The organism is Streptomyces sp. MAI_2237 (genome assembly GCF_054189285.1).
On the sequence record NZ_JAJPGQ010000003.1, the window covers coordinates 2,413,237 to 2,436,793 of the forward strand.

A 23,557-nucleotide genomic window follows, 5' to 3' on the forward strand; every position below is an offset into this window, starting at 1 on the left:
GAGCCGAGGGATGGTCTATGCCAAGAACCGCTCTGCTGGTCTCCACCGCCTTGCTGGCCGCCGCGCTGCCGCTGTCGTCGGCCGGCGCGGCCGGTGATCCGCCGCCCGTCCCGGTGGACCGCTTCGAGGGCGAGGTCCCCTTCGCCGCCCAGCCGGCCGAGGGCATCTTCACCTGGGGCGGCGACGGCGACGACCCGCCCGCCCTGCAGCTGACCGCCAGACCCGACGCCCCCGAGGGCGCGAAGGTTCTCACCGGCACCTACGACATCAGCGGCTACGGCGGCTTCACCCACGACTACGCGGCCGACGCCCCCGCCCACGACTGGTCCGCCCACAAGGGCATCCGCTTCTGGTGGGACGGCCAGGACAACGGCAAGAAAGTCGCCTTCGAGATCAAGGACGGCGGCACGAACGGCGAGGCCTCCGAACTGTGGACGACGTCCTTCGCCGACGACTTCACCGGCTGGAAGCAGATCGAGATCCCGTTCACCGACTTCCAGTACCGCACGGACTACCAGCCGGTCGGCGGCATCGACCACGTCCTCGGGCTGACGCAGATGTGGGGCTACGCCCTCACCCTGCCCGTCGGAGTCAAGGGCCGGTTCGCCATGGACGACGTGGAGTTGTACGGCAAGGCCGACCAGTCCCTGCGCGCCTCGGTCACCGCCGACGCGGCCGTCCACCCGGTGCGCGAAGGCGGCACGGCCACCGTCCGGCTCACCGTCGCCACCACGGGCTCCGCCCCGCTGGACGAACCCGTCACCGTCGCCTACGAGACGGCCGCGACCGGCACCGCCCAACCCGGCAAGGACTACACCCCGGTCTCCGGCACCCTCACCTTCCCCGCGGGCACCGCCTCCGGCGCGACCCGGACCGTGAAGGTGGCGACCCTGCGCGACAAGTCCGCCGAGACCGCCGAGACGATCCCGCTGAAACTGACGGTCACCGGCGCCAAGGCCCCGGCGGAGAACCCGCAGATCGTCATCGACGCGCACGGACTGCCGTATCTCGACGCCAAGTTGCCCGTCAAGAAGCGCGTCGCCGACCTCCTGTCCCGCATGTCCCTGACCGAGAAGGCCGGGCAGATGACCCAGGCCGAGCGCGGTGCGGTCGGGGAGGGCGCCGACGTCACCGCCTACGACCTCGGCTCACTGCTCTCCGGCGGCGGCTCGACCCCCACGCCCAACACCCCGGCCGCCTGGGCGAAGATGATCGACGCCTTCCAGCTCCGGGCGCAGGCGACCCGCCTGCAGATCCCCCTCGTCTACGGCGTCGACGCCGTGCACGGCCACAACAACCTGGCCGGCGCCACGATCATGCCGCACAACATCGGCATCGGAGCCACCCGCGACCCCCAACTCGCCGAGCGGACGGGGGCAGTGACGGCCAGTGAGGTCCGTGCCACCGGCGTCCCCTGGGACTTCGCGCCCTGCCTCTGCGTCTCCCGCGACGAACGCTGGGGCCGCGCCTACGAGTCCTTCGGCGAGGACCCGGCCCTCGTGGAGTCCATGGAGACGATCATCCAGGGCCTCCAGGGGCGAGCCGACGGCAGGGACCTGAGTCACGGCGACAAGGTGCTGGCCACCGCGAAGCACTTCGTCGGCGACGGCGGCACCGCCTACGGCTCCTCCACCACCGGCAGCTACACCATCGACCAGGGCGTCACCAAGGTCACCCGGCAGGAGCTGGAGGCCGTGCACCTGGCGCCGTTCCGCACGGCCGTCGACCGCGGGGTCGGCACGGTCATGCCGTCCTACTCCTCGCTGGACGTCCTCGGCGACGGACAGGGCCCGGTGAAGATGCACGCCCGCGCCGACATGATCAACGGTGTGCTCAAGGGCCGCATGGGCTTCGACGGGTTCGTCATCAGCGACTGGAACGCCATCGACCAGCTCCCGGGGGACTACCCCGCCCACGTGCGCACCGCCGTGAACGCGGGCGTCGACATGATGATGGTGCCGTACTCCTACAAGGACTTCACCGCCACCCTCGTCGACGAGGTGAAGGCCGGCCGGGTCAGCGGCAAGCGGATCGACGACGCCGTGGCGCGCGTCCTCACCCAGAAGTTCCGCCTCGGGCTCTTCGAGCACCCCTACGCCGACACCGCGAACGCCTCCCGGATCGGCTCCGCCGCGCACCGGGCCGTGGCCCGGCAGGCGGCCGCCGAGTCGCAGGTGCTGCTGAAGAACGCGCACGGCGTGCTGCCGCTGAGGAAGAACCAGAAGGTCTACGTCGCCGGGTCCAACGCCGACGACCTCGGCAACCAGACCGGCGGCTGGACCATCACCTGGCAGGGCGCCTCCGGCACCCACACCCAGGGCACCACCATCCTCGACGCGATGCGCAAGGACGGGGACGTCACCTATTCCAAGGACGCCTCCGCGCCCACGTCCGACTACGACGTCGGCGTGGTCGTCGTCGGCGAGACGCCCTACGCCGAGGGAGTCGGCGACGTCGGCAACGGCCACGACCTCCAGCTCTCCGCCGCCGACAAGGCGGCCGTCGACACGGTGTGCGCCGCGATGAAGTGCGCGGTGCTGATCGTCTCCGGGCGGCCGCAGCTCATCGGCGACCGGCTCGGCTCCGTCGACGCGCTGGTGGCGTCCTGGCTCCCCGGCACCGAGGGCGACGGTGTCGCCGACGTGCTCTACGGCAAGCGGCCCTTCACCGGGCAACTGCCCGTCACCTGGCCGAAGTCGGAGGCCCAGCTGCCGATCAACGTCGGTGACGCCTCCTACGATCCGCAGTTCCCCTACGGCTGGGGCCTGACCACCCTGACCAAGGTGCCGCAGGGCGGCGCGGGCACCCTCAAGGCCCTCGCGGTGGCCGCGGGCGTCGCCGAGCGGGCCGGCGCGGACAAGGCGGGCCGCGCACTGGTGGCCAAGGCCCGGCTGATCGTCCAGCACAAGGCGGGCCGGAACATCACGCCGGCGCTCGCCAAGCCCTTCGCCGACGCCGACCACCTCGCGCTCACCGGGCGCTACGGGGCGGCCGTCCAGCGCCTGGAGACGGCCTGGAAGGCGGTGGACTGACCTGCGCCGCTGACCGGTTTTGGGGGGCTTCGGGTAGCTTCGAACCATGAAGGCCGTCGTACGGACCCGAAGCCTCCCCGGGCTGCTGCTGGCCCTGGTGATCGTCCTGCTGACCGTGACCGCCCCCCGGGCCCAGGCCACGACCGGCGTCTCGACGATCGCCGACGCCCTGCGCAGAAGCCCGGTCTACGTCGATCCGGCGGCCTCCGCCCAGCTGTCCGCCGGCGACGCCGACGCCCTCGCCAAGAAGATCAGGGACGCCGACAAACCCCTGTTCATCGCCGTCCTGCCCGCCGACTACCCGACCCGGAACCTGTTCACGAACCTGCGCACCGCCACCGGCATCACCGGCCTGTACGGCATCCGCCTCGGCGACCGCTTCGACGCCCGCGCCGACGCCACGGTCCTGCCGCGCACCGCCGTGCGGAACCTGGTCGGCAGCGTGCAGGGGGAGGACGCCAAGGCCCAGCTGAACGACTTCGCCGACCGGGCCCTCGCCAACATGGGCGGTTCCGCGCCGAGCAGTTGGGGCTCCTCCGGCGGCGGAGGCGGGCTGTCGTCCACCGCGCTGATCACTGTCGGCGTGGTGCTGGTCGCCGGGGGCGGCGGCGCCTACGCGCTCGTACGCCGCAACCGGCGCCGCCGGGCCGAGGAGCAGCGGGCCGCGCTGGAGCGGCTGAGGGTCGTCGTCGACGAGGACATCACGGCCTTCGGCGAGGAACTGGACCGGCTCGACTTCCACCCGGCGGAGGCCGGCGCCGACGACGCCATGCGCGCCGACTACGAACGCGCGCTGGACTCCTACGAGCAGGCGAAGTCGTCCATGGCCGCCGCCGCGAAACCCGAGGACGTCCGGTCCGTCACCCAGGCCCTGGAGGACGGCCGCTTCAGCCTCGCCCAGCTCGCCGCCCGCCGTGAGGGCCGCCCGCTGCCCGAGCGCCGGCCGCCCTGCTTCTTCGACCCGCGCCACGGCCCGTCCGTCGCGGACGCCACCTGGACGCCGCCCGGCGGCGCCCCGCGCGAGGTGCCCGTCTGCGCCGCCGACGCCACCCGCCTCGCCGACGGCCGGGACCCGGTCGTCCGCGAGGTCGACACCGACTACGGCCGCCGCCCGTACTGGGACGCCGGCCCCGCCTACGGCCCCTGGGCGGGCGGCTACTTCGGCGGCGGACTGCTCCCCGGCCTCCTCGTCGGCACCCTCCTCGGCAGCATGATGGCGACCCCGTCCTACGCGGCCGACTACGGCACCGGCTACGGCGACTTCGGCACCGGCGGCTACGACGGCGGCGACGTCTCCGGCGCGGACTTCGACCCCGGCGACTTCGGCGGCGGCTTCGGCGACGGCGGGGGAGGGGACTTCGGGGGCGGCGGGGACTTCGGCGGGGGGTTCTGACCCCGCGGGCTCAGCCGTTCCCGGCGGAGGTCCCCGACGCCCCGGCTCCGCCTTCGTCCGGCACCGGGACCTCGGCGTCCGCGAGGCGCTCCATCACGTCCGCCGCCAGCGTCAGCACGCCCCGTTCCGTCGCGCTGAGCGTCTCCAGGGCCCGCGCCAGCCACGCGTCCCGCTCGGCCATGTCCCGCTCCAGGGCCCGGCGTCCCGCCTCGGTCAGGGAGAGCACGGACCGCCGCCGGTCCGTCGTGCCGGGCTCGCGCACGATCAGGCCCTCCGCCTCCAGCTCCGCGAAGACCCGGGTGAGCGACTGCGGCCGCTGCCGCTCGGCGTCCGCCACCTCGCCGGGCGTGGACGGCCCGCGCCGGCGCAGATGCCCGAGGACCGTCAGCTGGTTGGGGCTGAGGCTTCCGGCGCCGCGCTCCTGGCGCAGCCGACGATTGAACCGGAGGACGCCGTGCCGGACCCGGGCGGCTTCGGGAAGGTGTTCCATGAGGAGATGGTACGCAGATAGTTACTATCTCGATGGTCGATTGGCCGCTATCTTGGGCACATGACGGCCATATTAGTACGCAATGCGTATGAAGCGGTGTTGACGATGACCGCCGTGCTGCTCTGCTGGGCGGCCGCCCTGGCGCTGGAGGACGCCTACGGACTGCACACCGACGTGCTCGTGCTCGCGGTCTGTCTGACCCTCACCCTCTCCGCGACCCAGCGCACCGCCGACACCCGCCGCCGCCTCACCTCGCTGGTCCTGCTGCCCGCCATGGCCGGCGCCTCGATCTTCCTCGGACGGCTGGTCGCCTCCCACTACGCGGCCGGCGCCGCCGTCTACACGGTGTGGATGGCGCTGGCCATCTGGATCCGCCGCTACGGGCCCACCGCCACCAGGATCGGCACGCTGCTGGCCCTGCCGCTGATCGCCCTTCTGGTCGTCCCCGGCCCCGCGCTGCCGCCCGAGGCGCAGAGCGGGCTGGTGACCTGGTGCTGGTCGGCGCTGATCGGGGCGCTGGCCTGCGGGTCCGTCTGGCTGGTGCAGGCGCTGGGCGACCGGTTCGGGCCGTGGCGCGCCGAACCGGCCCCCGAACCGCCGCGCCGCCCTTCCCGCCTCCACCCCCGCCCGAGCACCCGCATGGCCCTGCAGATGGCGGCCGGGATCGCCGCGGCTTTCGCTCTGGGCAGCCTGCTCTTCGACCACCACTGGCCGTGGGTCGTCCTCACCGCGTACGTCGCCGCGAGCGGCAACCGGGGCCGCGACGACGTCCTGCGCAAGGGGATCGAACGGCTCGCCGGGGCCTGTGCCGGTACGCTGCTCGCGGTGGCCGTGGCGGCGGCCGGCGTCACCGGCCACACCTGCGTGGCGCTGATGTTCATCGTGCTCACCGTCGCGCTGTGGCTGCGCCCCCTCAGCTACGCCTACTGGGCCGCCGGCATGACCTGCGCCCTCTCCCTCCTCCTCGGCTACTTCGGCCAGGACGCCCAGAGCCTGCTGCCGACCCGGCTGGAGGGCATCGCCGTCGGCGCCGCCCTCTCGGTGGCGTCCGCCTGGTGGCTGCTCCCGGTACCCCGCGGACGGACGCGCACCGCGCGAGCCGTCGTACGACCGAGCGAGGGTTGAGCGGGCGTCTTTCAGGAGGTCGAGGGTGGCCTGCGACCGCGCGCATGGCGGACAGGGACCGACCTACTTCGTTCCTACGGTGGGGCCATGAGCCCCCGCGACGACGCCGAACCCCGTGCCTTCGCCTCCGCCGAAGCCCTCGACGCCTGGCTGGCCGCCCCTCCCGCCCCGCCGGCCGAGGTGTGGGTGAAGGTCGCCAAGAAGGGCTCGGGGATCGTCTCCGTGAACTGGGCGGAGGTGAACGACGTCGCCCTGTGCCACGGCTGGATCACCGGGCAGCGCAAGGCGCTCGACGCCGTGTACTTCCTGCAGAGGATCACGCCTCGCAGGCCGGGGAGCCTGTGGTCGATGGTCAACGTGCGGCGCGTGGCGGAGCTGACCGAGGCCGGCCGGATGCGGCCGGCGGGGCTCGCCGAGGTGGCGGCCGCCCGGGCCGACGGGCGGTGGGCGGCGGCGTACGCCCCGCAGCGGGAGGCCGAGGTGCCCGCGGACCTCGAGGCGGCGCTGGCAGGGGACCCGCGGGCGCGGGCGGCCTTCGACGGCCTCGGCCGGACCGACCGGTACCAGGTGATCTTCGCGCTGCTCACGGCCCGTACCCCGACGGGACGGGCGGCCAGGCTGGCGGCCGCCGTCGCCCGGCTCACCAAGGAGGCTCCGTCCGCGCGCGGCTGACCCGGGGACGGACCGAGCGCCCGCCACCCTGGTGCGGGTCGGCGGGCGCTCTCGGGTGCGCGTGCGGGCAGCCCCGCACGGTGCGGCGACGCGTCAGGCGTTGCGGATCGCCGAGATGTCGAAGTTCAGCTTGATCTTGTCGGAGACCAGCACACCGCCCGTCTCCAGCGCGGCGTTCCAGGTCAGGCCCCACTCGGAGCGCTTGATCTCGGCCTTGCCCTCGAAGCCGACGCGCTCGTTGCCGAAGGGGTCCTTCGCGGCACCGTTGAACTCCAGGTCGATGGTGACCGGGCGGGTCGTGCCGAGGATCTCGAGGTCGCCGGTGATGCGGTAGTCGTCGCCGCCCAGGGATTCCGCCTTGGTGGAGCGGAAGGTCATGGTCGGGAACTCCTCGGTCTTGAAGAAGTCCGCGCTCCGCAGGTGCCCGTCACGGTCGGCCGACCCGGTGTCGATGCTCTCCATCTTGACGTCGATGGAGGCGGTCGAGGCGGACGGGTTGCCGCCGTCCAGGTGCAGCGAGCCGCTGAAGTCGTTGAACTTGCCCTTGACGTTGGTGACCATGGCGTGCCGGACGGTGAAGCCGATCGTGGAGTGGGCCGCGTCGATCGTGTAGTCGCCGGTCAGGGTGGTGAGGTCGGTGCTCATGAGGTGCTCCTTAGGGAGGATGTTGAACGTTGAACTACTCAACACCGACGACGTTAGACCTATTCCCTTCAAGTTTCAACATCATTCGGGAAGTGTTGGCGAGGCGACCGGAAGGTGGTAGACGCCCAGGGCATGAACTCTCGTCGTAGAGGCCTCATGAGACCCACCCGTCGCGCCGTCCTGCTGGCCGCCGCCCTCCTCGCCACGACCGCGCCCCCCGCCCACGCCACCGTCCCCGACCCCTACGAGACCCTCCGTCTTCGCTGGCTCGACCTCGCCCTCGGCACCGGCTACGACCCCGCCGCCGAGCCGTACGCCTCCCGCCTCGCCCGGACCGGCGAGCTGGCCCGCGCCTTCAGGGCCGCCATGGCCCCCACCCCCACCTCCCTCTGGCCCGGCTACCCCTTCGACCCGCCCGCCGGCATCACCCAGAGCTACAGCCGCCTGTGGACGATGACCCAGGCGTACGTCCAGCCGGGCACCGGCTCCACCGGCGACCCGGCGCTCCTCGCGGACGTGCTGCGCGGCCTCGACCACCTCTCCGCCACCGTCTACAACCCCTCCACCACCCGCTACGGCAACTGGTGGGAGTGGCAGATCGGCAGCCCGCGGCTGCTGATGGACATCACCGCCGCCCTGTACGGCCACCTCACCGACGACCGGCGGCAGGCGGCCTGCGCGGCCGTGGACCACTTCGTCCCCGACACGATGCTGACCGACTACTCCGGCACCTCCACCGGCGCCAACCGCGTCGACCTGTGCCGCTCGGTCGCCCTGCGCGGCATCCTCGGACGCGCGGACGCGAAGATCGCCCTCGCCCGGGACGCCCTCTCCCCGGTCTTCCCGTACGTCACCCACGGCGACGGGCTCTACGCCGACGGGTCCTTCGTCCAGCACACCTGGGTCGCCTACTCGGGGACCTACGGCCAGGTCATGCTCGACGGCCTGGGCCGGCTGTTCACCCTGCTGGCAGGGTCCCCCTGGGAGGTCACCGACCCGAACCGGCGGATCGTCCTCGACAGCGTGGAGCACGCCTACGCGCCGCTCCTCCACGACGGGCTGGTGATGGACAGCGTCAACGGCCGCGCCGTCAGCCGCGGCTACCTCAGGAGCGACGACCTGCACGTGATGCGCAGCGACCACTTCCACGGGCAGGGCGTCATCGCCGCCATCGCCCTGCTGGCGGGCGGCGCGAGCCCGGCGCAGAGCGCCCGCTGGACGTCGTACGTCAAGGGCTGGATCGAACGGGACACGGTGACACCGATCCTGACGGCCCCTCAGTTCGGAGTGGCCGACCTGGCGCGGCTGCACGCGGTCGCCGACGCACCGGTCCCCGCCGCTCCGGAACCCGTGGGGCACCGCCTCTTCCCGGCCATGGACCGCGCCGTCCACCGCCGCCCCGCGTTCACCGCGAGCATCGCCATGTGCAGCGACCGCATCACGTACTACGAGTGCGGCAACGGCGAGAACCCGCGCGGCTGGCACACCGGCGCCGGGATGCTCTCGTGGTGGGCCGCCCGACGGCCCACCGACCAGTACACCGACTGGTACTGGCCCACCGTCGACCCCTACCGCCTGCCCGGCACCACCGTCTCCACGCTCCGCCTGCCCGACCGCGCCGGCGGCGAGTGGGGCGCCCCCAAGCCGGACGTCCGCTGGGTGGGCGGCACCACCGACGGCGAGTACGCGGCCGTCGGCCAGCACCTCAAAGGCCTCGGCTCCACGCTTCAAGCCCGCAAGTCCTGGTTCTGCCTGGCGGACGCGGTGATCTGCCTGGGCGCCGGCATCAGCTGCACCGACGGCGTCCCGGTGGAGACGGTGGTGGACAACCGGAACCTCGGGGAGGGCGGCACGCAGGAGTTCGTACGGGGGCCTGGCTGGGCCCACCTGGAGGGACACGGCGGCTGGGTGGTGCCGCGCGGCGACCTGCGCACCCTGCGCGAGGACCGCACCGGCGCCTGGTCCGACATCAACACCACCAGCACCGACGAGCGGGCCACCCGCCGCTGGCAGACCCTCTGGCTGGACCACGGCAACGACCCCGAGGACGCCTCCTGCCTGTACGTCCTCATGCCCGGCGCCTCCCGGCGGGCGGTCGCGGCCCGCGCCGCGGACCGGCACTGGCTGACCCTCCTCGCCAACGACGCCGGCCGCCAGGCCGTCCACGTCCCCTCCCTCGGCGTGACGGCCGCCAACTTCTGGCAGCCCGGCACGGCGGGCCCCCTGACCTCCTCCGCCCCCGCGAGCGTCCTGCTGCGCCGGCACGGCCGCACCGCCACCCTCCGGGTGAGCGAGCCGCCCCGAACGGGGGAGCCGCTGGAGATCACCTGGCACCATCCGGTGCGCGGGGTGATCCGCGCCGACGATGCGGTCCGGGTAGTGTCGACGGGCCGCCGTACGACCCTGCGCATTACCCCAGGCGTGTCATGTGCGACGCACGGATGTGAGCTGACTCTCGGCTGACGACTTTGTCGGCCCCCTACAACACGGACGCCCTCTGAGCAGTCGGAACGGCTGCATGCGGCCCTGGTTCTGTTCAGTGCTACCAGGAAAACGGGCCGGAGACTGTACGGAGTCGACGGCTCGCTTTCCCCCGTGTCCTTCGTAAGGTCACTACATGACCGTTTTGGATGAGGCGCCGGGTGAGTCGACGGGTGAGCCGACGGACGCGCGTGGACGGGTGGCCGAGCTGCACGAGATCCGTGCGCGGGCGCTGGCCGGGCCGAGCGAGAAGGCGACCGAGGCGCAGCACGCCAAGGGCAAGCTGACCGCCCGGGAGCGCATCGAGCTGCTGCTGGACGCCGGTTCCTTCCAGGAGGTCGAGCAGCTGCGCCGGCACCGGGCCACCGGCTTCGGCCTGGAGGCCAAGAAGCCGCACACCGACGGTGTCATCACCGGCTGGGGCACGGTCGAGGGCCGTACCGTCTTCGTCTACGCCCACGACTTCCGCATCTTCGGCGGCGCGCTGGGCGAGGCCCACGCCACGAAGATCCACAAGATCATGGACATGGCCATCGCGGCCGGTGCCCCGCTGGTCTCCCTCAACGACGGCGCCGGCGCCCGCATCCAGGAGGGCGTCTCCGCCCTCGCCGGCTACGGCGGCATCTTCCAGCGCAACACCAAGGCATCCGGCGTCATCCCGCAGATCTCGGTGATGCTCGGCCCGTGCGCGGGCGGCGCGGCCTACAGCCCCGCCCTGACGGACTTCGTCTTCATGGTCCGCGAGACCTCGCAGATGTTCATCACCGGACCCGACGTGGTCAAGGCGGTGACCGGCGAGGAGATCACCCAGAACGGCCTCGGCGGCGCCGACGTCCACGCCGAGACCTCCGGCGTGTGCCACTTCGCGTACGACGACGAGGAGACCTGCATCGCGGAGGTCCGTTACCTGCTCTCGCTCCTCCCGCAGAACAACCGGGAGAACCCGCCGCGGGTGGAGAGCGCGGACGCGGTGGACCGCCGCAGCGACGTGCTCCTGGACCTGGTCCCGGCGGACGGCAACCGCCCGTACGACATGGCCAAGGTCATCGAGGAGATCGTCGACGACGGCGAGTACCTGGAGGTCCACGAGCGCTGGGCGCGCAACATCATCTGCGCGCTGGGTCGGCTCGACGGCCAGGTCGTCGGCATCGTCGCCAACCAGCCGCAGGTCCTCGCGGGCGTCCTGGACATCGAGGCATCGGAAAAAGCTGCGCGCTTTGTCCAGATGTGTGACGCTTTCAACATCCCGATCGTCACGTTCCTGGACGTCCCCGGGTTCCTGCCCGGTGTCGACCAGGAGCACGGCGGAATCATCCGCCACGGCGCCAAGCTGCTGTACGCCTACTGCAACGCGACCGTCCCGCGCATTTCCCTGATCCTGCGCAAGGCCTACGGCGGTGCCTACATCGTGATGGACAGCCAGTCCATCGGCGCCGACCTCACCTACGCCTGGCCGACGAACGAGATCGCCGTGATGGGAGCGGAAGGCGCCGCCAACGTCATCTTCCGCCGCCAGATCGCCGAGGCCGAGGACCCCGAGGCCATGCGGGCCCGCATGGTCAAGGAGTACAAGTCCGAGCTGATGCACCCGTACTACGCGGCCGAGCGCGGCCTGGTCGACGACGTCATCGACCCGACCGAGACCCGCGAGATCCTCGTCCGCTCCCTCGCGATGCTGCAGACCAAGCACGCCGACCTGCCCTCCCGCAAGCACGGCAACCCCCCGCAGTAACCCAGCGGACCCTCCGCGACACCCTCGCGGAAACCTCTCTCACGGAGACTGAGACCTATGAGCACTCCTGACATCCGCGTCGAGAAGGGCCACGCCGACCCCGAGGAAGTCGCCGCCATCACGGCCGTCCTCCTGGCCCGCGCGGCCGCCCAGCCCGCCACCGAGCCGGCCCACCGCGGCCGCCCGAAGGCCGGCTGGCGCCGCCTGGAGCGCGAGAACGGCTTCCGGGCGCCGCACAGCTGGCGCTGAGCGCAGTTCGGTACACATGACTGAGGGCCCCTCCATCCGGAGGGGCCCTCAGTCATGTGCGGGGGCGCGGGGAACTGCGCGACAAGCCACTGGGCCACCCGCAGACGGCATCGAACCGTCCGAGGCAGCCCAGTGGCCGCCCGAACCGTCCGCCTACCGCAGGCGAGCCATCAGCGCGTGCTCGACGAGCGTGATGAGCGCCGACTTCGCGTCCGCGCGGTGGCGGGCGTCCGTCGTGATGATCGGGGTGTCGGGACCGATCTGCAGGGCCTCGCGGACCTCGTCGGGGTTGTACGGCTGGTTGCCGTCGAAGCCGTTCAGGGCGATGACGAACGGCAGACCCGAGTTCTCGAAGTAGTCGACCGCCGGGAAGCAGTCGGCCAGGCGCCGGGTGTCGACCAGCACGATCGCGCCGATCGCGCCGCGCACCAGGTCGTCCCACATGAACCAGAAGCGGTCCTGGCCCGGCGTACCGAAGAGGTACAGGATCAGGTCCTGGTCCAGAGTGATACGGCCGAAGTCCATGGCGACCGTGGTGGTCGTCTTGTCTCCGGTGTGGGTGAGGTCGTCGATGCCTGCCGAAGCGGACGTCATGACGGCCTCTGTGCGCAGCGGGTTGATCTCCGAAACGGCCCCGACGAACGTGGTCTTGCCCACGCCGAAGCCACCCGCCACCACGATCTTCGCCGAGGTGGTGGAGCGGGAAGGACCGCCGCTAGAGCTTGCGAAGTCCACTGAGCACCCTTTCGAGCAGTGTCACGTCTGGCTGGCCGCCGGCGTTCTCGTCGCCGCCGGGCTGATGAATGGCGACCAGTCCTGCCTCCGCCAAGTCGGCGACGAGGATCCTGGCCACGCCGAGAGGAATCGTGAGCAGGGCCGAGATCTCGGCTACCGACTTGATTTCCCGGCAGAGGTTGCAGATCCGCTGATGCTCGGGCAACTGGCCCTGCATCTGATGCGGCTGCGCGGTGGTGTGCACCAGCGCCTCGATGGCGAGCTGGTAGCGCGGGCGCGTCCGGCCGCCGGTCATGGCGTACGGACGCACCAAGGGGTTGTTCGACGCCCCCGCGGGCGCCGGCTCGGGGGCGCGTCGATGCGGCTGCACGGGCTGGATGCGGGGAGCGGGCGGCTGGTCGTACGGCGACGGACCGGGACCCTGGGGGCCCTGGGGGGCGTACGGCTGGTGACGCCGCTGGTTCGGTGCGGAGGGGAAGTTGTAACGGTTCGGGTTCTGGGAACCGTCGCCCTGGCCCTGGGCAGGGCCGTACGACCAGTTGCCCGTATTCGAACCGCCTGGTGGTGTTGCCACTCTCTTCTCCTCCTCCGACCGTGCCGGGCACCCATCCCTGTGGAGCCGCGTCCCGAAACCTTACGGCCCCGGGACGGCAAAACGCACCGTCCGTCTGTCAGTTGAGCAGGCTGCCCTGGAGCTCGGCCCGCAGATCGGGCGTCAGGACCGTACCGGCACGGTCCACCAGAAGCGCCATCTCGTACCCGATGAGGCCGATGTCCGCCTCCGGATGTGCGAGTACCGCGAGCGAGGAACCGTCGGAGATGGACATGAGGAACAGGAATCCCCGCTCCATCTCCACAACCGTCTGGTTCACGCTGCCGCCCTCGAAGATCCGTGAGGCTCCGGCGGTCAGCGAGGTCAGACCGGAGGCGACGGCCGCCAGCTGGTCGGCGCGGTCGCGCGGAAACCCTTCGGACATCGCCAGAAGGAGTCCGTCGGCGGAGACCACCACCGTGTGGGACACCCCCGGGGTGTTGTCCACGAAGTTGGTGATCAACCAGTTCAGGTTCTGTGCCGCCTGGCTCATCGGGCTCACACTAACGCTCCTGGTTGTAGGTGCTGTCAGGACCGAAGCCCTGACCGTTCGTTTCTCCGCCTGCGGTGCGGGCCCGCTGGACACCGCGCCGCAGGTTGCTCAATCGTCCCCGGACGTCCTCCGGGGCTCGGGAGACCTGTGGGCCCCCCTGGGGGGTGGGCTCGGCGGCCCCGTCGACCAGGTTGGCCTTCGGTATCCGCCGCGGCAGGCCGGAGGAGGTGACCCCGCCCGCCTTGGGCTTCTTCAGCTGCGAGGCCTGCTGCCAGCGCTGGTCGTTCGCCGAGCGCCAGTCGCCGGAGCCGTTGCCTTCCGAAGCCGGAGCCGATGCCGGGGCCGACGTCTCCTGGTGCGCGTGCCGCGTGCCGTTCGAGCCGTTCGTACCGCCCGCGAGGGATCCGCGGCGGGGCAGCCCGGCGTCGGTCAGCTGGTGGGCGACGGAGGAAGCCGGTCCCGGACGGTCGAAGCCTACGCGGTCCGCCTCACTCGCGTCAGCGGCCTGGGCAGGTTCCGCTTCCGGAGCGTACTGGTCCGGGTAGCCGTTCTGGTAGCCGTCCTGCTGCGGCCAGTCGTCCTGGTAGCGGCGCTGCTCGAAGGCCGAGTAGGTCTCCGGGGCGGCGGCGTGGGCGACCGAGGGCTCCTGCTGCGCCGGCTCCGCATAGCCGGGCTCGGGGTAGCCGCCGTTCGACGAGAAGGTGTCGTTCTGCGGCAGGGAGCCGTTCTGCGGGAAGTACGGGTCCTGGTACGCCGGCTGCTGGGCCGTCTCCTCGTACGCCGGACGCGCCTGCTCCTCGTACGGGCTCTGCTGCTGCTCCTCGTACGCCGGGCGGGGGTCGAACGAACCGGTCTGCTGCTCGGGGAAGCCGTTGTCGTAGGCCGGCTGCGCGTCGAAGGCGTCCGCGTACGACGAGGTCTCGGCGGCCGGGTCCTGCTGCTGCGGGTCCTGCGACTGCTGGGCCTCCAGGGCCGCCCGGCGCTCCTCGCGCATCAGCGAGCGGCCGACGGGGTCCAGCTCGCGGATGTCGTCCGGGACGTCCACGTAGCGGGTGTCGTCGAAGCCGAGCTCCGCCGCCGTACGCATCGGCTGGCTGAAGTCCTCACCCTGGAAGTTCTGCTCCGGGATGATCTGCGAGACGGTGAACTCGTCGCGGTTCATCTGCTGCTCGCCGCCACCGCCGTGGGTGATCGCGTCCGGCAGCATGACCAGCGAGGTGGTGCCCGCCTGCTCGCCGGAGGGGCGCAGCTGGACGCGGATGCCGTGCCGGTCGGACAGCCGGCCGACCACGAACAGGCCCATGCGCTGGGAGATCGCGGCGTCCACGGTCGGCGGGTTCGCCAGCTTGTGGTTGATGTCCGCGAAGTCCTCGGCCGTCAGGCCGATGCCCTTGTCGTGGATCTCGATCATGACGCGGCCGTCGGGCAGACGGGTCGCGGTGACACGGACCTTGGTCTGCGGGGAGGAGAACGTGGTGGCGTTCTCCAGCAGCTCGGCGAGCAGGTGCACGAGGTCGGTCACGGCGCGGCCGTGGATCTCGGCCTCCGGGACGCCCTGCAGCTCGATGCGCTCGTACTGCTCCACCTCGGAGGAGGCGGCGCGCAGGACGTCGACCAGCGGGACCGGCTGGTCCCAGCGGCGGCCGGGCTCCTCGCCCGCGAGGACCAGGAGGTTCTCGCCGTTGCGGCGCATACGGGTCGCGAGGTGGTCCAGGCGGAAGAGGTTCTCCAGCTGGTCCGGGTCGGCCTCGTTGTTCTCCAGCTCGGTGATCAGCGTCAGCTGGCCCTCGATCAGCGACTGGTTGCGCCGGGAGAGGTTGGTGAAGATCGCGTTGATGTTGCCGCGGAGCAGGGCCTGCTCGGAGGCGAGCCGGACGGCCTCGCGGTGGACCTGGTCGAAGGCGCGGGCGACCTCGCCGATCTCGTCGCGGGTGTTGATCGGGATGGGCTGTACGCGGGTGTCCACGCGGCCCGGGTCGGTGCGCGAGAGCTGGTCGACGAGCATCGGCAGGCGCTGCTCGGCGATGCCGAAGGCGGCGTTGCGCAGCTGGCGCATCGAGCGGGACATCTGCCGCGCGACGGCGCCGGCCAGGATGAACGCGAGCAGCAGCGCGACGATGACGATGGCGCCGGTGATCAGGGCGTCCCGCTTGGCGTTGTCGGCGATGGTCGACGCCTCGCTCACCGCGGTGTCGGCCTTCTCCTTCTCCAGCTTGCGGTACGCGTCGAACTTGAGGGTGGTGAAGCCCCACCAGTTCTGCGCGCTGATGCCCTCCCCGGCCAGCGCCTCACGAGCGGCCGGAGCCGTCGTCTGCAGCTGGGACATCCCCGCGATCATGGCCGTGGGGTCGGCGGGCGGCGGCACGTACTTCTGGTTCTGGGCGGCGGCCTGCGCGGCGGCCTGCTTGGCCATCGCCGCACCGTCGACCTTGATCTGGTTCTCGGCCGTCTTGAGCTTGGCGAGGTCCTCGTCGGTGCCGCCGGCCTGGTACTCCTGCAGGGCGATGCCCTCCAGGTAGGCGTACGAGGTCAGGGCGGTGCGCTGACGGGTCAGATCGGTGTCCTTGGGACCCGGGTTGACCAGCAGGTGCATGCCGATGGAGCGCTCGAGCGAGAGGGCGCCCTTGGCCAGGGCGATGGCGTAGACCGAGCGGCCGTAGCTGGTGATGTTGCCGGTGCCGAGGCCGAGCTCGTTGGAGAACTCCAGGAGCGGGTGCTCGATGTCGACGTAGGTCTCTTCGGTCTCCACCCCCTTGTACTTGGAGGTGTACGCCTTCTGCCGGATCGTCGCGAGCTCCGGCTCCACCTTGCGGAAGCGCTCCAGGCGGCGGACCAGGTTGGGCCGGTCCGGCATGTTGCGGGCGGCGGCGTCGAACTCGTCGGCGGTCTGGTCGGTCTGCTTGCGGAGCTTGGCGACCAGGGCCTTGTCGGCGGCGGTCTGGCTCTTGCCCTTCAGCAGCGGCGCGGCGGTGGCGTCACGCTCGACGAGCAGCGCGTTGCTGTAGGTGAGGGCGGCCGCCACCAGACGGGCGGTGTTCTCCGCGTCCCGGGCGTCCTGCCAGGTGTCGATCGAGTTCTTCACCTGGAAGCCGCCCATGACCAGGCCGACGGCCACAGGTATGAGCAGGATCGCGTTCAGCCGGGTGGGCACGCGCCAGTTGCGGGGGGAGAAACGGCCACCGCTCGATGCGGACGCGGCCGGGGTCTCGGATACGGGCACAGGGGCGGGCGCCGCTCCGCGCGGCGGCGGGGTGAAGTTGCCCCGGGCCGACGGCTCGGGACCGTTCTTGCTTCGCCTCACTCGACCAACAACCTCTCGGCGGCGGGCACCAACGTCGTGCCGCAGTGTCTCAGAGCCCATCACGTCATCGCGTACGCGGTACTACGGAGTACGTCTTTGACTAATAGGCAGTTCAGGCATTCCAGCACGACGGCCTGCGCTCTTCCAAACAGTGGAAAGCGCTGATTGCGTGTGATGTAAGCCCCAGATAAAACGGTCATAAAGAGCGAGCCCCGTCAAAAGACGGGGCTTTCGTGTGCGCAGCGACACCAGTTGGCAACGACCCGTGGCCGTACCACCCGATTCCTCTGCCGAAACGTTATGAACACCGGGGCCGACCGTGTCAAAGGCCACAGCCGGCTCCGATGCGTCTACGACAACTGCCGTACGACATGGCTGATTTGAGTGCTATCGCAGCCGTGCCATGAGCGCGTGCTCGACCAGCGTGATCAGCGCACTCTTGGCATCCGCACGGTGGCGGGCGTCCGTCGTGATGATCGGCGTGTCCGGGCCGATCTGCAGCGCTTCCCGAACCTCCTCGGGGGCGTACGGCTGGTGCCCGTCGAAGCCGTTGAGGGCGACGACGAAGGGCAGACCGCTGTTCTCGAAGTAGTCGACCGCGGGGAAGCAGTCGGCCAGGCGCCGGGTGTCCACGAGCACCACCGCGCCGATCGCACCGCGCACCAGGTCGTCCCACATGAACCAGAAGCGGTCCTGACCGGGCGTGCCGAACAGATACAGGATCAGGTCCTGGTCGAGCGTGATACGTCCGAAGTCCATGGCCACCGTGGTGGTGGTCTTGTCCCCGGTGTGCGTGAGGTCGTCGATGCCCGCGGACGCGGACGTCATGACGGCCTCGGTGCGCAGCGGGTTGATCTCGGAGACGGCACCCACGAACGTGGTCTTGCCGACGCCGAACCCTCCCGCCACGACGATCTTCGCGGAGGTGGTCGCCCTCCCTCCGTCAGAGCTTGCGAAGTCCACTGAGCACCCTTTCGAGCAGGGTCACGTCCGGTGCACCGGTCGTCTCGTCGCCACCCGGCTGGTGAATGGCGACGAGCCCGGCCTCGGCCAGGTCCGCGACGAGAATCCGGGCCACACCCAGGGGCATGGCGAGGAGTGCCGACACCTCGGCCACCGACTTGACCTCACGGCACAGGTGGCAGATGCGCTGGTGCTCCGGGAGCAGCCCCATGAGTGCTGCCGGGTCGGCCGTGGTGCTGATCAGCGCCTCTATGGCGAGCTGATAGCGCGGCCGGGTCCGGCCACCGGTCATCGCATAAGGACGTACCAGCGGCTGGTCGCCCTCATCCTCGTACGGCTCCGCGTACGGATCATGAGAGGCGGTGGGCGGGGTCATGAATCCTCCGGGCGGGACAGCAAGTCGGTCGGGCAAGCCGTCTGACGGGGCCGGTGGGGGGATTGTGGCGGCCGGACGGTGGTTTGGTGAGACGGGTGGTGCCGGTGCGGGTCAGTGGAGCAGACTGCCTTGGAGTTCGGCGCGCAGATCGGGCGTGAGGACCGCGCCCGCGCGGTCGACCAGCAGCGCCATCTCGTAGCCGACCAGGCCGATGTCGCACTCGGGGTGCGCGAGCACGGCCAGGGACGAGCCGTCCGAGACGGACATGAGGAAGAGAAAACCCCGCTCCATCTCGACGACCGTCTGCGCCACGGCGCCGCCCTCGAAGATCCGGGAGGCCCCGGCCGTCAGCGAGGTGAGTCCGGACGCGACGGCCGCCAGCTGGTCGGCGCGGTCACGCGGGAAGCCTTCGGACATCGCCAGAAGGAGTCCGTCGGCGGATACGACGACGGTGTGGGACACCCCTGGGGTGTTGTCCACGAAGTTGGTGATCAACCAGTTGAGGTTCTGTGCCGCCTGGCTCATCTGGCTCAACTATCGCTCCTGCTGGTGAGTGGGGCTGGGGAAACTGCCGGTCTGGCCGGTACCCGTACCGGCCTGTCGACCCTGTGCGATGCCCCGACGGAGATTGGTCAGCCGGCCGCGTACGTCGTCAGGCGCACGCGAGACCTGCGGACCTGCTTGGTGCTGTTGCTGCTGAGCCGTGCCCGGGACGAGGTTCGCCCGGGGCACCCGGCGCGGCAGGCCGGAGGTGGTGACGCCGCCCGCGGCCGGTTGTCGTACGCGCTCCGCCTGCCGGACGAGGTCGTCGTTCGGGGAGGTGCGCCACGACGAGGCCGTGGGACGTTGAGGTGCAGCGGCCTGAGGCTGCTGCTGGGCGGGGACGGAACCGTTGCCCTCGCCCGGCCGGCCTTCGCCGCCCGGACCGCCGTGGAACCAGTTGGTCTCCAGCGTGTCGTACAGCGGGGTACGGCCGTCGCCCGGGCCGGTGGCCGGCGGCAGGGCCTCGGGCTCCTGCCGGACCGGCCGCTGCGGACGCGGCGGGACGGGCTGGCGCGGGCCACCGAAGTCGCCGCCGTTCTGCGGGCGCTCGAACTGCCCGTTGCCGGACGGGTTCTGACGCCCAGGCAGGGAGTGCTGCCCGGTCGAGGAGCCGTCGTAGCCCGGCACCGCGAACTGGCCCGTGGAGCCGGCGTCGAAGGACGACGGGCTCGGGTACTGGCCGTTGTTCTGCGGGTTGCCGCCCTGGCCGTTCCCGCTGCCGAAGACGTCGGGCCGGACGAAGGAGCCCTGCTGGCCCTGCGTGCCGTTCTGCGGGACGCCGTAGTCCTGACGCGGGAACTCGCCCGTGTTCTGCGAGCCGTTCGCGCCGGGACGGCCGTACTGGCCGGTGTTCTGCGGGGAGTCCATGCCCGGACGGGCGAACTCGCCGGTGTTGTGCGGCGCGTCCATGCCGGGACGGGCGAACTGGCCCGTGTTGTGCGGGTCGTTTCCGTAGGCGGGCCGCTCGAAGTCGGCGGCCGCGCCGAGGCCCTGACGGTCGTCGCCGCGCCCGATGGCCGGCATCTCCGTCGTGGCGCCCGGACCCTGGTGGTCGTCGAAGCGCGGCATCCGCGAGGTGTCGTCGTGCCCGCGCGGGGTGTCCAGCGAGGCGCGCGGCACCGGCGGCTGGGCGTTGTCGTCGCTCCAGCTCGGCGTGCGCGGCTGCGTGTCGCCACCGGGCAGCTCGGCCCGCGGGCCGCCACGGCCCGGCAGCTGCGGCCGGCGGCCACGGCGGCCGCGGCCCTCGTTCTCGGCGGGGGGCTGGGGCTGGGACTGCGGCGGTACGGCGCCACGAGCGCCGCCGAAGCTGTCCTGACCCGTGCCCGAGGCCTGCAGACCCTGCGGCGCACCCGGCGCCTGGCCGAACCCGGCACCGGCGCCCGCGGGGGCCGGGCGGCCCTGCTGCGGAGCGTTCGGGGCCTGCGGTCCACGCGCGCCACCCGGAGCGCCGGGACGGCCGTTGCCGCCCTGGCCGGCGCCCGGCAGTGCGGCCCGCGGCCCCTGACCGGCCCCGAGCCGACCGCCACCGGACGCGCCGGCACCGAGCGCACCGCCCGCGGCACCGGCACCGCCGCCGAGGGCGGGACCGCCCTGGGCGCCCGCACCGGCCGCCTGACGGCGGGCCGCGGCCGCACCGGCGGCGGCCTGCGCGGCGGCGGGACCGCCGACGGCACCGACGCCCTGTCCGGGCTTGCCCTGCGGCTTCTTGCCGCCCTGGGCGACGTCCACGGGCAGCATGACCAGCGCGGTCGTACCACCGGAGTCGGACGGGCGCAGCTGGATGCGGATGCCGTGCCGCTGGGACAGCCGGCCGACCACGAACAGACCCATGCGGCGGGAGACGGAGACGTCCACGGTGGGCGGCGAGGCGAGCCGCTCGTTGATCGCCGCGAGGTCCTCGGGGGAGAGGCCGATACCGGTGTCGTGGATCTCGATCAGCACGCGGCCGTCGGGCAGCGCGTGACCGGTGACCTTGACCTTGGTCTGCGGCGAGGAGAAGGAGGTCGCGTTCTCCAGCAGCTCGGCGAGCAGGTGCACGAGGTCGTTGACCACGCGGCCGGCCACTTCGGTGGTCGGCACGGCGGCCAGCTCGATGCGCTCGTACTGCTCCACCTCGGAGGCGGCGGCGCGGAGCACGTCGACCAGCGGGACCGGGCGGGTCCAGCGGCGGCCGGGCTCCTCACCGGCGAGGACGAGGAGGTTCTCACCGTTACGGCGCATACGCGTCGCGAGGTGGTCGAGCTTGAAGAGGGAGGACAGCTGGTCCGGGTCGGCCTCGCGGGACTCCAGCTCGGAGATGAGCGAGAGCTGACGCTGGATGAGGCCCTGGGAGCGGCGCGAGAGGTTGGTGAACATCGCGTTGACGTTGCCCCGCAGCAGGGCCTGCTCGGCGGCCAGGCGGACCGCCTCGCGGTGCACGTCGTCGAAGGCCGCGGCCACCTGGCCGATCTCGTCCCGGGAGTGCACACCGACCGACTCGACGGAGGTGTCGACGTCCTGCGGGTCCGACTCCGACAGCTGGGCGACCAGCTCGGGCAGACGGTCCTGGGCGACCTTGTTGGCGGTCTCCTGCAGGCGGCGCAGCGAGCGGATCATGGACCGGGCGATGACGAAGGCGCCGACGAGCGAGACACCGAGCACGAGCAGGATCAGCGCACCGGAGATGATCGCTTCCTGCTCGGAGGAGTTGCGCAGCTCGCGGGCCTTCTGCTCCATGTCCTCGAGCAGCGAGTGCTCGATCTTCTTCATCTGCTCGATCTTGGTCGAGCTGTCGTCCACCCAGTCCTGGTAGGACCGCTTCTGCAGGTCGTCCAGGCCGTTCTGCGCGGCCAGGGCACGGCCGGCGTAGGTGTCGGACGCCTTGATGGTGGCGTTGTTCTCCTCGATGGGCTTGAGGAGTGCGGTCGCGCTGTCGGAGCCGTAGATGCTCCGGAAGCTGCGCAGGTCGGACTTCTGGCTCTCCAGCGCCGACTGGGCGTAGAGCCGGTCGTTCTCGGAGAGCTGGCCGACCGTGGTGTTGTTCGCGGGCAGGGCCGCCGCGAGGACGGCGCGCTGCATCGACGCGTACTCCTTGGCCGAGGAGAAGGCGGCCAGGGAGCGCGTGCGCTGGATCATCTCGGGGTTGCTGGTGGCCTCCGCCATGTCCTGGGAGAGGTCCAGCAGGTGCGTGATCAGACGGTGGTAGGCCTCGACCGTCTGCGAGGAGTTGAGCCGGGCCTCGTACGCCGTGGAGCGGATCTTCGACAGCGTCTCGAGGTCGCCGACCACACCGACGAGGCTCTCGCGCACACCGAGGAGCGAGCCGTCCTTGTTGGAGGTGTCGATCTCCTCGGCGGCGTCGATGAAGTTCTGCCTGGCCCGGTCCGTCTTGTCCCGGTAGCCCTTGACCGTGTAGTCGCTGGCCTTCGAGCCGTGCGCCAGCGGACCGGCGGACTGGTCGCGCTCGTCCTGCAGCGCGGCCGCGAGCTCGGTGGCCTGCTTGGTCATCTCCGTCAGCAGCCGCATGTTGTCGAGCTGCTGGATGTCGTCCATGTTGTCGCTGATGCGCAGGGCGCCCAGCGAGGTGGCCGCGACCACGGGGAGGGCGAGCAGCGAGACAAGGCGCGTGGAGATACGCCAGTTGCGCAGCGCTATTCGCGACCCCGGGCCGCTCGGACCCTGGACCGGCTTGATCGGGGGAGCCGCGGGGCTCGGCGACCCGGCGGGTGCCGACGCGCCGGGGCGCCCGGAGCGCTCACCGCCGTCGCCGGACGATGCCGGGCCCGGGCTCTGGGCGTGCTGGGGGGAGGGACTGCCGGCATTGGGGCCAGTCCCGCCGTGCGGCTCCGGCTCCGCCGAAGCACTGCCATCCCTCTTGAAACGTCCCTGCACTAGCGTCGCAACCTCTGGACCAGGCGCCTCTCCGCGTGAACGGAAAGACACGGTGTCGGCGTTTTCGAAGGCGCCCTGAACGCGCCCCCTGGTGGTCGTGAGTGACCGGCGCTGGCTCCCCCTATCTCGCCGCCACCCGGCGCTCGTAGCGCCCCCTGTGCGCCGGCTCGATCCTGCGGCGGTCCGTGGCATTCCAGCACAGTGCAGGATCTCCAACAAGGCTCATGGGCCATGCCGTGACCTACGTGACAGCATGTGAGTGCCGGGTCACCTGCCGTAGAAAGATAACTCCCGCATAAGGGGCATATGCCTGCGAGTTCGACGGGATCGGACCCTGTCCCAGTCGCCATGATCAGGAGCGGAATGAGGGCTTCAGGGGGTCAATGTCCGTTTCACCGGTATGGATCGGGGCTCGGAATTGACCGGTTTGTCCATGGCGTGGTGAGCAAACTCACATGCTGATCATGGGGTCTTCACGACTTCGGCGGGGAATCCGATGTTTAGCCTGGCGCTTTACAAGACGTAGGCAACTGCCAACCCCCGACGGACGACAGGGTCGAGTACAACCGTGAAGACGACGATGATGTTCCGCAACATAGCCAACCCGCGGCGCACGACGCTGGCCCACCTCGAGGACTCCGGCGAACTGCAGACCCCGGAGCAGCCGGAGCACTCCCTCGATCTTCCCACCCAGACCGCCAACCCCAAGCGCACCGTCCTCGTGGAGGTCCCCGTCGCGGCCTCCGTCGCCGAGTAGTACGCATGTCGCGGGCTGATCATTCAGCCCGCCCGGCGGAAGATCCTTCCAGGCGCCCCGCGCGGTGATGCGCGAGTCGGCGCCCTTGGGGGTGCCCCGAGGCTCTGG

General features: G+C 71.3%; 18 protein-coding genes. 8 read left to right on the forward strand and 10 right to left on the reverse strand.

What is annotated here, in order from left to right; genetic code table 11:
• Positions 1–17 precede the first annotated feature (17 nt).
• Entirely contained in the window at positions 18–3,032 is a 3,015-nt protein-coding gene (locus tag LN251_RS21605; RefSeq protein WP_458245826.1) for a glycoside hydrolase family 3 protein, read from the forward strand.
• Positions 3,033–3,078: 46 nt separating this feature from the next.
• Entirely contained in the window at positions 3,079–4,425 is a 1,347-nt protein-coding gene (locus LN251_RS21610) for a hypothetical protein (RefSeq protein WP_458245827.1), read from the forward strand.
• Between the two features lie 10 nt (positions 4,426–4,435).
• On the opposite strand, the gene LN251_RS21615 is transcribed toward LN251_RS21610, so the two are convergent.
• Positions 4,436–4,915: a MarR family winged helix-turn-helix transcriptional regulator gene (locus tag LN251_RS21615; RefSeq protein ID WP_458245828.1), complete on the reverse strand. Its 480-nt coding sequence runs from the start codon at positions 4,913–4,915 to the stop codon at positions 4,436–4,438.
• A 105-nt stretch (positions 4,916–5,020) separates the two neighbouring features.
• On the opposite strand from LN251_RS21615, the gene LN251_RS21620 reads away from it, so the two are divergent.
• Positions 5,021–6,040 carry an FUSC family protein gene (locus LN251_RS21620; RefSeq protein ID WP_458246769.1) on the forward strand — a complete coding sequence of 340 codons (1,020 nt, stop codon included), beginning with the start codon at positions 5,021–5,023 and terminating at the stop codon, positions 6,038–6,040.
• Between the two features lie 87 nt (positions 6,041–6,127).
• A complete protein-coding gene (locus LN251_RS21625) occupies positions 6,128–6,712 on the forward strand; it encodes a YdeI/OmpD-associated family protein (RefSeq protein ID WP_458245829.1) in 585 nt (194 codons plus the stop codon).
• A 93-nt stretch (positions 6,713–6,805) separates the two neighbouring features.
• On the opposite strand, the gene LN251_RS21630 is transcribed toward LN251_RS21625, so the two are convergent.
• Entirely contained in the window at positions 6,806–7,357 is a 552-nt protein-coding gene (locus tag LN251_RS21630) for a YceI family protein (RefSeq protein WP_458245830.1), read from the reverse strand.
• A 156-nt stretch (positions 7,358–7,513) separates the two neighbouring features.
• Here LN251_RS21630 and LN251_RS21635 point away from each other — a divergent pair, with 156 nt between their 5' ends.
• From LN251_RS21635 to LN251_RS21645, 3 genes are all read left to right on the forward strand, one after another.
• Complete coding sequence (locus LN251_RS21635; protein ID WP_458245831.1) at positions 7,514–9,820, forward strand: polysaccharide lyase 8 family protein; 2,307 nt, start codon at positions 7,514–7,516, stop codon at positions 9,818–9,820.
• A 154-nt stretch (positions 9,821–9,974) separates the two neighbouring features.
• Complete coding sequence (locus LN251_RS21640) at positions 9,975–11,570, forward strand: acyl-CoA carboxylase subunit beta (protein WP_458245832.1); 1,596 nt, start codon at positions 9,975–9,977, stop codon at positions 11,568–11,570.
• Between the two features lie 57 nt (positions 11,571–11,627).
• Positions 11,628–11,819 carry an acyl-CoA carboxylase subunit epsilon gene (locus LN251_RS21645; protein WP_058922980.1) on the forward strand — a complete coding sequence of 64 codons (192 nt, stop codon included), beginning with the start codon at positions 11,628–11,630 and terminating at the stop codon, positions 11,817–11,819.
• Positions 11,820–11,972: 153 nt separating this feature from the next.
• Here the strand turns inward: LN251_RS21645 and LN251_RS21650 are convergent, their stop codons facing one another.
• From LN251_RS21650 to LN251_RS21685, 8 genes are all read right to left on the reverse strand, one after another.
• Positions 11,973–12,554, reverse strand: a complete 582-nt coding sequence (locus tag LN251_RS21650; protein WP_026248371.1) for a GTP-binding protein — start codon at positions 12,552–12,554, stop codon at positions 11,973–11,975.
• Positions 12,535–13,128, reverse strand: coding sequence for a DUF742 domain-containing protein (locus tag LN251_RS21655; protein ID WP_362987745.1), 594 nt, complete (start codon positions 13,126–13,128; stop codon positions 12,535–12,537). Before LN251_RS21655 ends, LN251_RS21650 begins: the two co-directional genes overlap by 20 nt.
• A 97-nt stretch (positions 13,129–13,225) precedes the next feature.
• Positions 13,226–13,639 (reverse strand): roadblock/LC7 domain-containing protein, encoded by a 414-nt coding sequence (locus LN251_RS21660; RefSeq protein ID WP_030948713.1) that lies wholly within the window; start codon positions 13,637–13,639, stop codon positions 13,226–13,228.
• A gap of 10 nt (positions 13,640–13,649) precedes the next feature.
• Positions 13,650–16,940 carry a nitrate- and nitrite sensing domain-containing protein gene (locus tag LN251_RS21665; RefSeq protein WP_458245833.1) on the reverse strand — a complete coding sequence of 1,097 codons (3,291 nt, stop codon included), beginning with the start codon at positions 16,938–16,940 and terminating at the stop codon, positions 13,650–13,652.
• A 387-nt stretch (positions 16,941–17,327) separates the two neighbouring features.
• On the reverse strand, positions 17,328–17,903 hold the full coding sequence (locus tag LN251_RS21670; protein WP_058922977.1) for a GTP-binding protein: 576 nt from the start codon (positions 17,901–17,903) through the stop codon (positions 17,328–17,330).
• Positions 17,884–18,279 (reverse strand): DUF742 domain-containing protein, encoded by a 396-nt coding sequence (locus LN251_RS21675; protein WP_016432454.1) that lies wholly within the window; start codon positions 18,277–18,279, stop codon positions 17,884–17,886. The genes LN251_RS21670 and LN251_RS21675 overlap by 20 nt, the downstream gene beginning before the upstream one ends.
• A 111-nt stretch (positions 18,280–18,390) precedes the next feature.
• The gene (locus LN251_RS21680) at positions 18,391–18,804 is read right to left on the reverse strand and encodes a roadblock/LC7 domain-containing protein (protein WP_058928156.1); all 414 of its coding nucleotides are present in this window, start codon (positions 18,802–18,804) and stop codon (positions 18,391–18,393) included.
• 9 nt (positions 18,805–18,813) lie between these two features.
• Positions 18,814–22,692: a nitrate- and nitrite sensing domain-containing protein gene (locus tag LN251_RS21685; protein WP_458245834.1), complete on the reverse strand. Its 3,879-nt coding sequence runs from the start codon at positions 22,690–22,692 to the stop codon at positions 18,814–18,816.
• 568 nt (positions 22,693–23,260) lie between these two features.
• Here LN251_RS21685 and LN251_RS21690 point away from each other — a divergent pair.
• On the forward strand, positions 23,261–23,449 hold the full coding sequence (locus LN251_RS21690) for a hypothetical protein (RefSeq protein WP_351574262.1): 189 nt from the start codon (positions 23,261–23,263) through the stop codon (positions 23,447–23,449).
• The last annotated feature ends 108 nt before the right edge of the window (positions 23,450–23,557 follow it).